Below are 14,849 nucleotides of genomic sequence, written 5' to 3' on the forward strand. Positions count from 1 at the left end.
GTTCAGATCAGGGTCACCGCTGCCAGTGCGACGGCCGAGCCGCCGAAGACCAGGGTGTTGCGCAGGTAGGTCTGGGCGCGCACCCAGCCGGGGAACGCGCCCTCGGCCGCCTTGAGGAAGGGCGCGACCTCGACGCGGGCCAGCTCCGGGTCGCCCTTTCGGCGGAACGCGGCCTCCACGGACTTCACCGCGGTGAGGTTGCTGTAGACGATCACCGCGTTCATCAGCAGGACCAGCGAGGAGAAGATCCAGGTCAACAGCTGGGCCAGGTCGGCGCCCGCGAAGTTCAGGGCGGCGGTGGCGGCCATGACCGCGGCGACGGTCACCGGGGCCGCGGTCTCGTGACCGCCGGCGTCGAAGCGGAGCTTGTTCTCCTCCAGCACCTCGGGGCGGACGTCCTGGCGGCGGAGTTCGGCGACGGCGGCGGCCTTCGCGGCGGGGCCGAAGCGGTGGCGGACCACCGGGATGCTGACGAAAGCGGCGGCGACGAGCAGCTGCATGACAGCGGCGACGGTGTTCATGGGGGCCATGGGGGTCATGGGGCTCTCCTTCGACTCGGACTTGGACTCGGACTCGGCTCGCACTCGACTTGCACTAAGTTCAACTGGCTGACGAGAAAGACCGTAAGCCCAGACTTGAACACTGTGCAAGCCCCTTCTTGAACTTTGTGCAAGCCGCTGCGTACCGTGAGGTCATGCCGCGCGACACACTCACCCGTGACCAGATCGTCCGTACCGCCGTCGAGCTGCTGGACGCCGACGGCCTCGAAGGCCTGAACATGCGCGCCCTCGGCAAGCGGCTCGACTCCGCCGCCACGGCCGTCTACTGGCACGTGAAGAGCAAGGACAACCTCGTCCTGCTCGCCACCGACCAGGTGTGGGGCGAGCTCACGCTGCCCGACCCCGACGCGGCCGGCTGGCGCGCGGCGGCCGCCGCGATGGCCACGGACCTGTACGGGATGTTCGTCCGGCACCCCTGGCTGGTGCAGGTCTTCGCCGCGCACGTCGTCTACGGCGACGGCAAGGCCCGCCACGACGACCACAGCCTGGGCGTCTACGAGGCCGCCGGGTTCACCGGCGCCCGGGCCGACCAGGCCGCGGCCACCGTCTTCACCTACGTCCTCGGCAACGCGGCCGGCATCGCCGCGACCGCCTCCCTCACCCGGAAGCACCACGAGGACCGGGCCGCCGCCGAGGAGCAGTTCGAGGAGGCCATGACCAAGGCGCGGGAGATCGCCCTGCGCTATCCGCGCCTGCGCGCCCGGCTGGAGACCCCGGCGGCGGCCGAGTACGCCGCCGCCCCCGACCGCACTTTCGAGTTCGGTCTCCAAGCTCTGCTCGACGGCCTGGAGCGGGAGCTCTCCGCACAGCCGTGAGCCGCGCCGCGGGCGTGTGACCAGGCCGACAGCGGATGTCATGACCGTATAGGGATACGGACATGACAGCCGGTGCCCGGCGGCGCTACCTTCATGAGTGGCCGTCGTGGGGCGGCCTTTTCTGTGGAGGAGGGGCCGTGACGGCTGGGCGGTCGGGAAGCGAACAGCGCACAGGGCTGTTGAACGGCGTCGCGGCCTACGCGATGTGGGGCCTCGTGCCCCTGTTCTGGCCGCTCCTCAAGCCCTCCGGCGCCGCCGAGATCCTCGCCCACCGCATGGTGTGGTCGCTGGTCGTGGTCGCCGTCGCACTGCTCTTCGTACGCCGCTGGGCCTGGGCCGGTGAGCTGCTGCGCAGCCCGCGCAGGCTCGGGCTCGTGGTCGTCGCCGCGGCCGTCGTCACCGTCAACTGGGGCGTCTACATCTGGGCCGTGAACGCGGGCCACGTGGTCGAGGCCTCGCTCGGCTACTTCATCAACCCGCTGGTCACGATCGCCATGGGCGTCCTGATCCTGGGCGAGCGGCTGCGGCCCGCGCAGTGGGCGGCGGTCGGCGTCGGCCTCACCGCGGTCCTCGTCCTCGCCTTCGGAGCCGGGCAGCCGCCCTGGATCTCGCTGATCCTCGCCTTCTCGTTCGCGACCTACGGCCTGGTGAAGAAGAAGGTCAACCTGGGCGGCCTGGAGTCGCTCGCCGCCGAGACCGCGATCCAGTTCCTGCCCGCGCTCGCCTACCTCATCTGGATCGGTACGCAGGGCGAGTCCACGTTCGGCTCCAGCGGGGGCCACTCGGCGCTGCTCGCGGCGGCGGGCCTCGTCACCGCGGCTCCCCTGGTCTGCTTCGGCGCGGCCGCGATCCGCGTCCCGCTGTCGACCCTTGGCCTGCTCCAGTACCTGGCGCCCGTCTTCCAGTTCCTGCTCGGCATCCTGTACTTCCATGAGGCGATGCCCGCCGAGCGGTGGGCCGGATTCGGACTCGTGTGGCTGGCGCTCACCCTCCTGACGTGGGACGCGCTGCGGACGGCCCGGCAGGGACGGATCGCCCTGGCGCAGCAGGAGGCACGGGCGGCGGCCGCTACGGAGACGGTTCCGGATGCCGGCGTACCGGCGGCGGAGGCCGTTCTGGATGCCGCCGTACCGGCTGAGGCCGACCCGGAGCCCCGGCCCGAACCCGCCGCCTGACGCCCCGCCACGCGCTATAAGTGGTCCATGACTCTGGAGTGGAAGCTCGTCGTGGACGCCGCCGATCCGCACGCCCAGGCCACCTTCTGGGCCGCGGCCCTCGGGTACGAGATCGAGGACAACAGCGCCCTGATCGCCCACGTCCTCGACGCCGGCGCGGCGCCGAAAGAGGCCACCCTCGAGTTCCAGGGCCGTCTCACATGGCGTGACCTGATCGCCGTACGGCATCCCGAGGACCCGGTCGACGAGCGGAGCGGCATGGGGCTCGGCCGGCGCGTCCTCTTCCAGCGGGTCCCCGAGCCCAAAACGGTGAAGAACCGCCTCCACATCGACGTGCACGCGGGCCCCGCCGTACGCGACGCCGAGGTCGCCCGCCTGGAGGGCCTCGGCGCGAGGGCGCAGGACCACGTGAAGCAGCCCGGCGGCGAGTGGGTCGTGATGACGGACCCGGAGGGCAACGAGTTCTGCGTGCAGTAGGGGTGCGTGAGCGGTGATGTCCTACGCGGGTGACGCCCTACGCCGTGACGCCTTACGCCGGTGACGCCCCACGCCGTGATGCCTTACGCCGGTGACCTCCTACGCCGTGATGTCCTTCGACGTCAGTCTCGCCCAGGCCGCCGAGCCGAAGACGGCGGCGTACAGGCCTTGCAGGCCCAGATTCTTGAGCAGGTCGTCCCAGTAGACCGGCTCGCGCATCAGGTCCGCGAAGGACAGCCAGCGGTGCGAGAACAGGTACGGCTGGATCGCGTGCAGCTGGGGGATCTGGTCGAGGATCTGGACGGTGATGAGCAGGCCCACCGTCGTCGCCATCGCCGCGATGCCACTGTTGGTGAGGGTCGAGACGAACAGGCCGAGCGCGGCGATCCCCACGAGTGACGCGGCCACGACGAGGGCGATCAGCAGGGCCCGCAGGAGACCGTCGGCGAAGCTGATGCGGGTGCCGGAGATCGTGACGAGGTCGCCGAGCGGGAAGAGCAGGGCGCCCGTGACGAGCGCGGTCACCGCCACGGTCAACGTCGCGACCAGGCAGAACGTCATCGTCGTCGCGTATTTGGTGAGCAGGAGTCTGGTGCGGCCGGCGGGGGCGACGAGCAGGTAGCGCAGCGTCCCCGCGTTCGCCTCGCCTGCGATGGCGTCGCCTGCGATCACGCCGACCGCCATCGGCAGGAAGAACGGGAGCGTCGCGGCGAGCGCCGTGAAGACCAGGAACAGGCCGTTGTTGGTGATCTGGGCGATGAACGCGGGGCCTTCCCCGCCGCGGCCCCCGGGCTGGGAACCGCCGCTCGTCTCGATCTTCACGGCGATCCCGACGAGGATCGGCACCCCGGCCAGGACGGCGAGCAGCGCGATCGTGCGCCACCGTCGGAACGTCGTGGCCAGCTCGCTGCGGAACAGGCCGAAGGTCCAGATCCACTTGCGTACGGGGGCGGCCTCCGCCGGAGCGGTGCTCCCGGGCGCGGGGGCCTCAGCCGGTGACGCCTCAGCCTGCGACATCGAATCCCTCTCCCGTCAGCGCCACGAACGCGTCCTCCAGCGAGGCCCGTTCGAGTCCGAAGCCGCGGACGCGGACGCCTGCGGCGACCAGTGCCGCGTTCAGATCGGCGAGGTCCGTGCCGGGCCCGGGCGGCTCGCCCGTCACCTGGCCGTCCGTCACGGTCACGTCCGTGACGCCGCGTTCCTTCAGGATGCGCGCCGCGTCACCCGGGTCGGGTGTCGTGACGACGAGCCGGCCGCGGGCGCCCGCCGCGAGTTCGGCGACCGGGCCCTGCGTGAGGAGCCGGCCCCGCGCCATCACGGCGGCGTGGGTGCAGACCTGCTCGATCTCGTCGAGGAGGTGCGAGGAGAGGAAGACGGTCGTGCCGTCCGACGCCAGCTCCCGCACCAGGGAACGGATTTCGCGCATCCCCTGCGGGTCGAGCCCGTTCGTCGGCTCGTCGAGCACGAGGAGTCTGCGGGGCTGGAGCAGCGCGGCGGCGAGCCCCAGGCGCTGCTTCATGCCGAGCGAGTACGCCTTCGCCTTCTTGCCCGCGGCTGCCGTCAGGCCCACCCGGTCCAGGGCGGTGGCGACGCGGGCGCGCCGGGTGCGCGGGTCGGCGTTCGGGTCGGCGCTGTCGTAACGGATCAGGTTGTCCCGGCCGGACAGGAACCCGTACAGGGCCGGGCCCTCGATGAGGGCGCCGACGTGCGGGAGGACCGTGCGGGTGGCGCGAGGCATGGGGCTGCCGAGGACGCGGGCCGCACCGGACGTCGGCGCGATCAGGCCCATCAGCATCCGGATGGTGGTCGTCTTGCCCGAGCCGTTCGGCCCGAGGAAGCCGAAGACGCTGCCGGCGGGGACGGTCAGGTCGAGGCCGTCGACCGCCAACTGCCCGCCGCCGTACCGCTTGGTGAGGGCCCGTGTCTCGATCACGGACTCCCCAACAGTGCTCACCGCCATGTCGCCACCGCCATGTCGCTCCCGAGGTCGTGCGGAGTGAGGAGTGCGGGAGCGGGGGCGCCGGGATCGGTCCCGGCGCCGCCCACTCCCCTGCCACGTGTGGCGGCCGTCTGCGGCTACTGCGCCGCGTTCGCCGCCTTGACCAGCGCGTCCTTGGTGACCGCGCCGACGTAGACCTTGCCGTCGTCCGTGACGAGGGCGTTGATCAGGCGGGTCGAGAAGACCGTGCCCGAGCCGAACTTGCCCGTCACGTGGTCGCCCAGCGCGTTCATGAACTTCTGCGCCTCGGGCGGGACGTCGCCCTTGCCCGGACCGCCCTTCGGCAGCCCGTGCCCGCCGGGCAGCTTCAGCTCGGCGACGGACGTCCAGCCCTCACCGAGGACCTTCAGGTCGTTCTTCCCGCCGCCCCGCATCTCCTTGGGCATCTTCCCGGAGCCCTGCGGCGCGACAGGTGCGTGCGGCGCGCGCGGCCCGCGCTGCCCGTCGGCCCCCTTGTGGTCGCCGCCCTCGGTGACCTTGGTGCCCTTGGGCGGGGTGAAGTCGAACGTGGAAGCAGCGGGCTTGGCGAAGTCCACCTTGGTGAAGCCCGCGTCCACGACCGCCTTGCCGCCGCCCGCGGGCGTCAGCGTGAACTTCAGCGGCAGACCGGTCTTCGCGTCCACCGAGATCGTGATCCCGCCGACCGTCGAACCGGACTGCTTCGGCTTCACGAGCAGCTTGTACGCGTCACGCCCCGCGACCTGCGACGTGCCCTCGACCGAGATGGACGTCGTCTTGCCGGACTGCTTCAGGACCTGGTCGGCGAACTCCTTGGGCGTGGCCGGGACGCCGTCCCTCAGCTCGCGCTTGTCGTGCTTGCCGGCCCGGTCCTGGGCCGCCCCGGCGTGCTTCGCGTGATACGCCTCGTTCGTCGCGCTGTTGTAGGCCCAGACCTCGTCGCCGTTGTGGATCACGCTGTACTCGGAGGCGCTGTCCAGGACGGAGAGCTTCTGCCGGTCGTGGCCGTCCGTCGCGACGCGCAGCGTGTGCGTGCCGGAGGCCAGCTCCATCAGCTTGGACTGCGGGTCGGCCGACGAACCCCCCTTGCCGCCCCCATGTCCTGACAGGCCGCCGGCGCCCGGGGCGAACGTGCCCGCGGCGCCGCCCAGGGACGGCAGTCCGAGATCCGTGGAGATCTTCACCGTGCCGGACATCTGCTGGACGTCCGACTTGGCGATCTTCTCGAGGAGCTGCTGCGCGCTGATCTTCGGCAGGTCGGGATTTCCGGAGTCGGCGAGTGCGGGGACGAGCCCGATCGCCGCCGCGGCCACCCCCACCACCACGACCGGGACCACGTACCGGGTCGCCTTGCGGCGGACGGCGGATTCGGATTCGTTCGGTGCCATGTTGAAGCCCTACCTCCGTATTGGGCGGCGGCCTGTCGTTCTCACTCGTCTGCCCACCCCAAGCCGCCATTCTCACCCGAATTGGTCGGGAGTGGTGCTAACCATCTGACCAAATCGGCGGCACGGAATCGTCAGACCGCAGTCTCAACTCCGTGTACTACCGCGGTATGACACCGACGGGCGAGACGTCTCCCGTCCCGTAGGGGGACGTACGGGAAAACCCCGGCTCCGGCCACCCGGCAGAACGCCGCGGAGTACGTCGAGTAGAACGCGGCCCGAATCCGTACCTCTTGGTGGCAGGACATCCGCATCGGCAAAGGGGTTGCCATGCTCGCCACCACGAAGAACACCCGCATCACCGGTTTCGCCGCCGTGGGCGCCGCCGTCTTCGCCCTCGTCCTCAGCGGGTGCGGCAGCGGCGGCGGGAGCCACAGCTCCGCGACGCCGGCCGGCAGCACCATGACGAACTCCGCGACCCTGACCGCCGCCAAGGTCGACAAGGTCGGCACGGTCGTGACCGACAACAAGGGCTTCGTCCTGTACCGCTTCGACCAGGACTCGGCCAAGCCCACCAAGGTGACCTGCTACGGCTCCTGCGCCACGCTGTGGCCGGCCGCCACCGCCAAGAACACGCAGAGCATCACGGTCAAGGGCATCGACAAGAAACTGGTCTCGACGGTGAAGCGTTCGGACGGCACCACGCAGATCACCCTCGCGGGCTGGCCTCTGTACCGCTACTCCAAGGACGACCAGCCGAAGGAGGCGTACGGCCAGGGCGTCGGCGGCACATGGTTCGCGGCCACTCCCACCGGCGGGAAGGCCATGAGCACCAGCGGCAGCAGCAGTGGCGGCGGAGGCGGGTCGAGCAGCTCGAACAGTGGTTACTGACCCGAGCGTCTCGAAGCCGAACAGCGGCTGAACGCCGGTTATTGACCGAACGGGCGCGCCGCCGCGGCGTGAGAGCCGGGCCTGCGCGCGACGCGGCGTGAGACCCGTACCGGCCCCGGCACACCGACCCGGTGCGAGATGCGTACCGGGGGCACAACTCGGCGCGAGAGCCGGACCGGCGCACAACTCGGCGCGAGAGCCGGACCGGCGCGCCACCGGGGCGCGTGAGCCCACCCGGCGCACCGGCGCGGCGCGTAGAACCACCCGGCGCACCAAAACGCGGCGCGCAGACCCACCCGGCGCACCGGCGCGCGCAGGCGTCAGCCCGCCCGGTGCACCACCGCGTCGCACAGTTCCTGGAGGGAGGCCTTCGCGTCGCACTCGGGCAGCGGCGCGAGGGTGGCGCGCGCCTCCTCGGCGTACCGCACGGTGTCCCGGCGGGCCTGCTCCAGGGCCGGGTGGACGCGGAGCCTGGCCAGCGCCTCGGCGTGCCGCGAATCGTCCGTCAGATCGGAGTCGAGCAGCTCGCACAGGGCGCGGTCCTCGGGCAGGCCGAGCTGTTCGGCGCGCTCGCGCAGCCGCAGGACGGGCAGCGTGGGGATGCCCTCGCGCAGGTCGGTGCCGGGCGTCTTGCCGGACTCGTGCGAGTCGGAGGCGATGTCCAGGACGTCGTCAGCGAGCTGGAAGGCGACGCCGAGCCGCTCGCCGTACTGGGCGAGGATCTCCACGACGCGCTCGTCGGCGCCGGACATCATCGCGCCGAACCGGACGGCCACGGCGATCAGCGAGCCGGTCTTGCCGCTGAGGACGTCGAGGTAGTGGTCGACGGGGTCGCGGCCGTCGCGCGGGCCGGCCGTCTCCAGGATCTGCCCGGTGACGAGGCGTTCGAAGGCCTCCGCCTGGATGCGGACGGCCTCGGGCCCGAGGTCGGCCAGCATGTGGGAGGCGCGCGAGAAGAGGAAGTCACCGGTCAGGACGGCGACCGAGTTGCCCCAGCGGGTGTTGGCGCTGTCGACGCCGCGGCGCACGTCCGCCTCGTCCATCACGTCGTCGTGGTAGAGCGTCGCGAGATGCGTCAGCTCGACGACGACGGCGGAGGGCACGACGCCCGGCGCGTACGGGTCGCCGAACTGCGCGGCGAGCATCACGAGCAGCGGCCTGAAGCGCTTGCCGCCCGCGCGCACGAGGTGCTGCGCGGCCTCCGTGATGAAGGGGACCTCGCTCTTCGTCGCGTCGAGCAGGCCCTCCTCGACAGCCGCCAATCCGGCCTGGACATCGGCTTCGAGAGCCTGGTCCCGCACGCTAAGACCGAAAGTCCCGACGACGGTCACGAGAGGTTCTCCTGTCTGCTGACGATCACATGGCGAACTCGGTCGATCATTTATTCGATGACACGGTTTGTCGATGTGTCGCTGCCATCACTCGAGTCAGCGTATCCGGTCGCGTTTCGATCACAGTGGGGGCCTGCCCGGACAGTCCAGGCCGAGCGCTCCACGAACACCCCCGGTATGTTCCTGATGGGCTCATACGACCGAGTAGAGCGGGGGTAACCCCTATGTCCCGTACCACGGCCGACGCCGAGCCGAACGATCCGGACACCGGGCAGCCACCACCGGAGGACGACCACGCGTTTCTCGGCCAGCCGCGCGGCCTGCTCACGCTGTCGGGCCTGGAGGTCTGGGAGCGCTTCTCGTTCCTCGGCATGCAGGCCATCCTCGTCCTCTACTTCGCGGACACGGTCGCCCACGGCGGCCTCGGCATGTCCGCCGGAACGGCGGCGTCCGTATCGGCAGCCTACGGAACGCTCGTCTACCTGGTCTCCGTGGGCGGCGGCTGGCTCGCCGACCGGATCCTCGGCTCGTACCGCGCGGTCCTCTACGGCGGCATCCTGATCGCCTGCGGGCACTACTCGATGGCCGTGCCGACCGCGGGCATGACCTGGGTCGGACTCGGCCTCATCAGCGCGGGAACGGGCCTGGTCAAGCCCAATGTCGCGACCATGGTCGGCAAGCTCTACCGCACCGACGACGAGCGCCGCGACGCCGGCTTCGCGCTGTACTACATGGGCATCAACATCGGCGCCTTCGCCGGCCCGCTGATCACCGGCTGGCTCGGCGACCACAAGGGCTGGCACTGGGGCTTCTCGGCCGCCGCCATCGGCATGACGTTCGGGCTCGTCCAGTACGTCCTGGGGCGGCGTCACCTGGCCGGACGCAAGCACGCGGCGGAGTACGCGCTTCCGCCCGAAGGAATGCGGCGCGCCGTCCGGCTGATGGTCGCCGGCGCGGTCGTGGTCGCCGCACTCGCCGTGATCCTCGCGTGGGCGGGCTGGCTGACGATGGGTCGGTTCGTCGACGTCCTCACCGTCATATCCGTGATCGCGCCGGTCGTGTACTTCGCCGTCATGTTCCGCAGCCCGCGCGTGACGGCCGAGGAACGGGGTCGGCTGCGGCCCTACGTCGTCCTGTTCCTGGCGTCCGTGGTCTTCAACTTCATCCTGTTCCAGGCCTACTCGACGATGATCCTGCTGGCCTCGACGAACGCCAAGACCGAGATCCTCGGCTTCCACTTCCCCGCCGGCTGGTACGCGTCGGCGCTCGGCGCCTTCGAGGTCGCCCTCGCGCCCGTGGTGGCGGGCCTGTGGGCGCGGATGGGCCCGCGCCAGCCGCACGCCTCCAACAAGATCGCCTTCGGCGTCATCCTGGGCGGTCTGTCGTTCCTGCTCATGGTGATCCCGACCTCGGGCCACAGCGGGGACACGTACCGGATGGCCGCCTGGTGGATCGTCGGCTCGTACCTGCTGCTCGGGCTCGGCGACATCCTCCTGGAGACCTCGGGCATGTCGGCCACGACGAAGCTCGCGCCGCACGCCTTCGCCAGCCAGACCATGTCCCTGTGGTTCCTGTCGCTCGCCCTCGCGAACGGCATCCAGGCCCAGACCGTGAAGGTCTACGGCACGGTCTCCAACCCCGTCTACTTCGGCTTCAACGGCGCCATCGCCGTCGTCGCCGGCCTGGTCGTCATCGCTCTCGCGCCGTGGCTGCGCAGGACGATGCACCCCGTCCACTGAGGTGACCCCCATGCCTGAGACCCCAGCCGTCATCATCCGCACCTCCTTCCCCTACGAGACGGTCCGTCAGGACGTCCGCGTGCCCCTGCCGGACGGCACCACGCTCTTCGCGCGCGTCTGGCGCCCGGTGACGGAGGAACGGGTGCCCGCCCTCCTCGAATACCTGCCCTACCGCCTCAGCGACTGGACCGCCCCCCGCGACTGGCAGCGCCACCCCTGGTACGCCGGCCACGGCTACGCCTCCGTGCGCGTCGACGTACGCGGGCACGGCAACTCCGAGGGGATGCCCGGCGACGAGTACGACTCGACGGAGCTCGCCGACGGTGTCGCCGTCGTCAACTGGCTCGCCGCACAGCCCTGGTGCAACGGCCGCGTCGGCATGTTCGGCATCTCCTGGGGCGGCTTCAACTCCCTCCAGATCGCGGCCCTCGCGCCCGAGCCGCTCAAGGCGGTGGTCACCGTCTGCTCGACGGACGATCGCTATGACAACGACGTGCACTACATGGGAGGTTCCCTCCTCGCGGTGGACATGCACGCGTGGGCGGCGACCATGCTCGCCTTCGTGTGCCGCCCGCCCGACCCGCGGTACGTGGGTGACGGCTGGCGCGTGATGTGGCAGAAGCGCCTGGAAGCCGTCGATCCGTTCATCCACACGTGGCTGGGCCACCAGACCCGCGACGCCTACTGGAAGCACGGCAGCGTCTGCGAGGACTACTCGGCCGTGCGTGCCGCCGTCCTCGCGGTGGGCGGCTGGCACGACCCGTACCGCGACACCGTCCTGCGCCTCGTCGAGCACCTGCCCGACCAGCAGGTACGCGGGATCATCGGCCCCTGGTCGCACCAGTACCCGGACCGCGGCCTTCCGCCGGGTCCCGCGATCGGCTTCCTCCAGGAGACGCTGCGCTGGTGGGACCACCATCTCAAGGGCATCGACAACGGAGTCATGGCCGAGCCCAAGCTCCGCTCCTGGATCAGCGACTCGCACCCGCCGGCCACGGTCTACGCCGAACTCCCCGGCCGCTGGGTCGGCGACCCGTCCTGGCCGTCCCCGAACGTCGCCCCGCTCGCCTACGCGCTCCAGGGCCCGCCCGTGCTGGTGCGCTCCCCGCAGCAGACGGGCCTGGACGCGGGCCGCTTCTTCCCGTTCGGGAACGACGGCGACCTGCCGCCCGACCAGCGCGACGAGGACGCGAAGTCGGCGTGCTTCGAGTTCGAGGTGCCGTCCGAAGTGCGGGTACTCGGGCGGCCTCGCGTGACGCTGCGGATCACCTCGGAGGTGCCGCGCGGGCAGGTCATCGCGCGCGTGTGCGACGTGGCGCCGGACGGCTCGTCGACGCTCGTCACGCGCGGCGTGCTCAACCTGTCCGCGCGCGAGGGCCGCGACAAGGCCGTCGACTGGCCGCCCGGCACGACGGACGAGGTCTCCTTCGAGCTGAACGGCATCGGCCACACGTTCCCGGCCGGGCACCGCATCCGGCTCGCGGTGTCCTCCGCGTACTGGCCGTGGATCTGGCCGCAGCCCGGTTCCGAGGCCGGCTTCACCCTCGATCCTGCGGGCAGCGCCCTCGAACTGCCGGTCAGGATGGGCGGATCGGTCGGCGGCATCGGGTTCGAGGGACCGGAGCAGTCCGAGCCGCTCGGCGTCGTGTACCCCGCGACGCTCGACGAGCAGCGCCCCGAACGGCTCCTGGTCCGCGATGTCGCCAAGGGCGAATGGCGGCTCGACGTCGACCCGCGCTACGGCGGCACCCGCGTCTATCCGGACGGCCTGGAGTTCACCGAGGACGCCGTGGAGACGTACGTCATCCAGGAGGCGGACGCGCTGAGCGCACGCACCCGCTCCGACTGGACGATCCGCCTCCACCGTCCGGAACTGGGCTGGGACGTCTCCATCCGTACGCGCTCCGAAATCACCTGTGACGCGCGGGACTTCATCACGAGTAATGAGGTGGTGTGCCGGGAGGGGAGTGAGGTGGTGTTCCACCGGACTTGGGAACAGAGGATTCCGCGGACGGCGGGGTGACGGGGCCCTCCGGGGGACGGGTTACGGGTGCGGCGGGGCAGGGCGGGGCGGGGCGGGGTGACAGGTGTGGCCGGGCCGGGTGACGGGTGCGGCCGGGCCGGGTGACAGCTGCGGCGGGGCCGCGTGACGGGCCCCGACCGCCTCGACGCCGCGTGCTGGACCGCCGCCGCGCAAACCTGATCCGCTCCGGCTGTCACAACGCGGACCGAACGCCGGACTGCGCTGCCTCAACAGCAGAGCCGGCCGCGCCGAACTACGCACCCAAGGCGCGCGGCGGGCCGGGTGGAGGCGCTGGGCTGAGGGGACCGAGCCCGTGGCCGCCCGGCACGCGGCTCGGCTCAGCCCCCGAACTCCCGCTCCAGCACGACCCCCACCCCGTCCTCCTCGTTCGACAGCGTCACCTCGTCCGCCACCGCTCTCAGTTCGGCATGGGCGTTGGCCATCGCCACCCCGTGGCCCGCCCAGGCGAACATCGGGACGTCGTTCGGCATGTCCCCGAACGCGATCGTGCGCTCCGCCGTCAGGCCGAGCCGCTCGGCGGCCAGCGCGAGCCCGGTCGCCTTGGTGACCCCGTACGGCTGGAGCTCGACCGTGCCGGGGCCCGACATCGTGACCGTGGCCAGATCGCCGACGACCGCCCTCGCCGTCGCCGCCAACTCGTCGTCCGCGAGGCGGGGATGACGGATCAGGACCTTACTGATGGGCGCGGCCCACAGCTCCTCGCGGCGCCCGACCCGCACCGACGGCAGCCGGGGGTGTGACATCACGTAGTCCGGCTCGATGAGCGTCAGTCCGTCCTCCCCCGCCTGGTCGACCGCCGCGTCGACCTGCCCGACCTCGGCCTCGATCTTGCCGAGGGCCTGCTCGGCGAGATCGCGGTCGAGGGTCAGGGACCACACGATGCGGCCGGTCGCCGCGTCGTACAGCTGCGCTCCCTGCGCGCAGACCGCGAGCCCCCGGCCGCCGAGCGCGCCGAGCAGTTCCCGTACGCGGGGTGCGGGCCGTCCCGTGACCACCAGGTGGTGCGCCCCGGCAGCGGCCGCCGTCGCGAGCGCGGCGCGGGTCCTTTCGGAGACCGTGTCGTCGCCGCGCAGCAGCGTCCCGTCCAGGTCGGTGGCGATGAGATCGAACGGAGCGGAGCGAAACGGAGCGGCCATGATCGAGAGAATACGGACCTCCCGGCCCTCCTACTCCGGCCCGTCACTCGACCTGGTCTCTTCCTCTCAACTCCCTTGCGGTCACGGCACAGAAGGCCTCACTCATGCGCCGCCGCGAGGTGTCTCGCCAGGCGCGGCGAAGCGAACTCCGTGCCGCACACGAACCGCATCACCGGCCCGTACGAGGACCCGCCGAGCATCCCCGTGAAGTAGAGCCCCGGCACCGACGAGACGTAGCCGGCCCCGAGTCTGGGGGTGCCGCGGCTGGCGGTGATCCGGGTCCGCAGGCCGTCGCCGAGGAAGTCCATCGCGGCGAGGTCGACGCGGTACCCGGTCGCGGCGATCACGTGGTCCGCGGTCAGCTCCGCTATGCGCCCGCCGGGCGTCCGTACGGTGAGGGCTGCGCCGCCGTCGGCCTCGACGGAACCCAGGATCGCGTCCACTTCCCGCACCCGCACCTTGCCCTCGAACCGCTCGCGCAGCCACCACGCCCCGAGCGGCCCGAGCACTCTGCGGACGAGGAAGTGCCGGGCCTGCGGCGGGAGATGGCGGTACGGGTGCGGGTAGTACGTCAGCGCGTACAGCGACCAGGCCCGGCCGAACGGCGTCCCGGGGCGCAGCCTCGGCTGCTCCCACGGTGGCGCGCCGAAGCGCACCGCGCCCTTGCCGCGCGCCACGATCCGCACGCTGGCCCCGGCCTCCGCGGCGAGGGCGGCGGTCTCCAGGGCGGACTGTCCGGCGCCGACCACGATGAGTTCCTTGCCGGCGAACCGGGACAGGTCGTGGTGCTGCGAGCTGTGGGAGACGGCCGCCGTGGGGGCCGGTCCGTCGGGCGCCGCCGTGGCCAGCTCGCGCGGCAGATGGTCCAGGCCCGAGAGCCCGGTGGCGACGACGACCGCGCGGGCCGTGAACTGCTCGCCGGAGTCCAGCTTCAGCTCGAAGGTCCCGTGCGCGCGCCGGTCGACCGACACCACCCGCACCCGCTCCAGGCCGGGCACGAGCTGCTCCTGGAACCAGTCCCCGTAATCGACGAACGTCTCGACCGGGATGATGTCCTCGTCCGTCACGAGGCGCGGTATCCCGGCCGCGTCGCAGTAGTCGACTAGGTCATGGCCCGGCTGTGGCGCGTCTATGTTCGACGCGGACGGGACGGATTTCAGGAGCATTCTCTCGGGCATGTGCGAGCGCCAGCTCACCATCGGGTCGCCGAAGACCCGTACCGGAATGCCGCGTGCCCGCAGATGGGCGGCGGTCGACAGGCCGTACGGGCCCGCCCCGATGACAGCTACCGGATGAATCACGAAGTCCCCTCCCCAGGGAAACGCGAGAAGCGCTGAGT

The 14,849-nt window shown here is 71.3% G+C and carries 13 protein-coding genes; 6 read left to right on the top strand and 7 right to left on the bottom strand.

Going from position 1 to position 14,849, the window contains the following annotated elements:
• Nucleotides 1–2: 2 nt before the first annotated feature.
• A complete protein-coding gene (locus tag ABZ893_RS25330) occupies nucleotides 3–539 on the bottom strand; it encodes a hypothetical protein (protein WP_361407573.1) in 537 nt (178 codons plus the stop codon).
• Nucleotides 540–694: 155 nt separating this feature from the next.
• Here ABZ893_RS25330 and ABZ893_RS25335 point away from each other — a divergent pair, with 155 nt between their 5' ends.
• The 3 genes from ABZ893_RS25335 to ABZ893_RS25345 all read left to right on the top strand — a co-directional run bounded on the left by ABZ893_RS25335 (nucleotide 695) and on the right by ABZ893_RS25345 (nucleotide 3,027).
• The gene (locus ABZ893_RS25335; RefSeq protein WP_361407575.1) at nucleotides 695–1,375 is read left to right on the top strand and encodes a TetR/AcrR family transcriptional regulator C-terminal domain-containing protein; all 681 of its coding nucleotides are present in this window, start codon (nucleotides 695–697) and stop codon (nucleotides 1,373–1,375) included.
• Nucleotides 1,376–1,512: 137 nt separating this feature from the next.
• Nucleotides 1,513–2,550, top strand: a complete 1,038-nt coding sequence (gene rarD / locus ABZ893_RS25340) for an EamA family transporter RarD (protein WP_361407577.1) — start codon at nucleotides 1,513–1,515, stop codon at nucleotides 2,548–2,550.
• A gap of 27 nt (nucleotides 2,551–2,577) precedes the next feature.
• Nucleotides 2,578–3,027 (top strand): VOC family protein, encoded by a 450-nt coding sequence (locus tag ABZ893_RS25345; RefSeq protein WP_361407579.1) that lies wholly within the window; start codon nucleotides 2,578–2,580, stop codon nucleotides 3,025–3,027.
• A gap of 99 nt (nucleotides 3,028–3,126) precedes the next feature.
• Here the strand turns inward: ABZ893_RS25345 and ABZ893_RS25350 are convergent, their stop codons facing one another.
• From ABZ893_RS25350 to ABZ893_RS25360, 3 genes are all read right to left on the bottom strand, one after another.
• Nucleotides 3,127–4,044: an ABC transporter permease subunit gene (locus tag ABZ893_RS25350; protein ID WP_361407581.1), complete on the bottom strand. Its 918-nt coding sequence runs from the start codon at nucleotides 4,042–4,044 to the stop codon at nucleotides 3,127–3,129.
• On the bottom strand, nucleotides 4,031–4,987 hold the full coding sequence (locus ABZ893_RS25355; protein ID WP_361407582.1) for an ABC transporter ATP-binding protein: 957 nt from the start codon (nucleotides 4,985–4,987) through the stop codon (nucleotides 4,031–4,033). The genes ABZ893_RS25350 and ABZ893_RS25355 overlap by 14 nt, the downstream gene beginning before the upstream one ends.
• 116 nt (nucleotides 4,988–5,103) lie before the next feature.
• Complete coding sequence (locus tag ABZ893_RS25360) at nucleotides 5,104–6,372, bottom strand: sigma-E factor regulatory protein RseB domain-containing protein (RefSeq protein ID WP_361407584.1); 1,269 nt, start codon at nucleotides 6,370–6,372, stop codon at nucleotides 5,104–5,106.
• 327 nt (nucleotides 6,373–6,699) lie between these two features.
• On the opposite strand from ABZ893_RS25360, the gene ABZ893_RS25365 reads away from it, so the two are divergent.
• Entirely contained in the window at nucleotides 6,700–7,260 is a 561-nt protein-coding gene (locus ABZ893_RS25365; RefSeq protein WP_361407586.1) for a hypothetical protein, read from the top strand.
• 320 nt (nucleotides 7,261–7,580) lie between these two features.
• Here ABZ893_RS25365 and ABZ893_RS25370 read toward each other — a convergent pair whose 3' ends face one another.
• Nucleotides 7,581–8,591 (bottom strand): polyprenyl synthetase family protein, encoded by a 1,011-nt coding sequence (locus ABZ893_RS25370; protein ID WP_361407588.1) that lies wholly within the window; start codon nucleotides 8,589–8,591, stop codon nucleotides 7,581–7,583.
• Between the two features lie 224 nt (nucleotides 8,592–8,815).
• On the opposite strand from ABZ893_RS25370, the gene ABZ893_RS25375 reads away from it, so the two are divergent.
• Together ABZ893_RS25375 and ABZ893_RS25380 are read left to right on the top strand one after the other, a co-directional pair.
• On the top strand, nucleotides 8,816–10,330 hold the full coding sequence (locus tag ABZ893_RS25375) for a peptide MFS transporter (RefSeq protein ID WP_361407590.1): 1,515 nt from the start codon (nucleotides 8,816–8,818) through the stop codon (nucleotides 10,328–10,330).
• A 10-nt stretch (nucleotides 10,331–10,340) separates the two neighbouring features.
• Nucleotides 10,341–12,353: a CocE/NonD family hydrolase gene (locus ABZ893_RS25380; protein WP_361407592.1), complete on the top strand. Its 2,013-nt coding sequence runs from the start codon at nucleotides 10,341–10,343 to the stop codon at nucleotides 12,351–12,353.
• A gap of 338 nt (nucleotides 12,354–12,691) precedes the next feature.
• Here the strand turns inward: ABZ893_RS25380 and ABZ893_RS25385 are convergent, their stop codons facing one another.
• The gene (locus ABZ893_RS25385) at nucleotides 12,692–13,510 is read right to left on the bottom strand and encodes an HAD family hydrolase (protein ID WP_361407594.1); all 819 of its coding nucleotides are present in this window, start codon (nucleotides 13,508–13,510) and stop codon (nucleotides 12,692–12,694) included.
• Nucleotides 13,511–13,608: 98 nt separating this feature from the next.
• Nucleotides 13,609–14,811, bottom strand: a complete 1,203-nt coding sequence (locus tag ABZ893_RS25390) for an FAD-dependent oxidoreductase (protein WP_361407596.1) — start codon at nucleotides 14,809–14,811, stop codon at nucleotides 13,609–13,611.
• Between the last annotated feature and the right edge of the window lie 38 nt (nucleotides 14,812–14,849).

Source organism: Streptomyces sp. NPDC046821 (assembly GCF_040645335.1).
GTDB lineage: Bacteria > Actinomycetota > Actinomycetes > Streptomycetales > Streptomycetaceae > Streptomyces.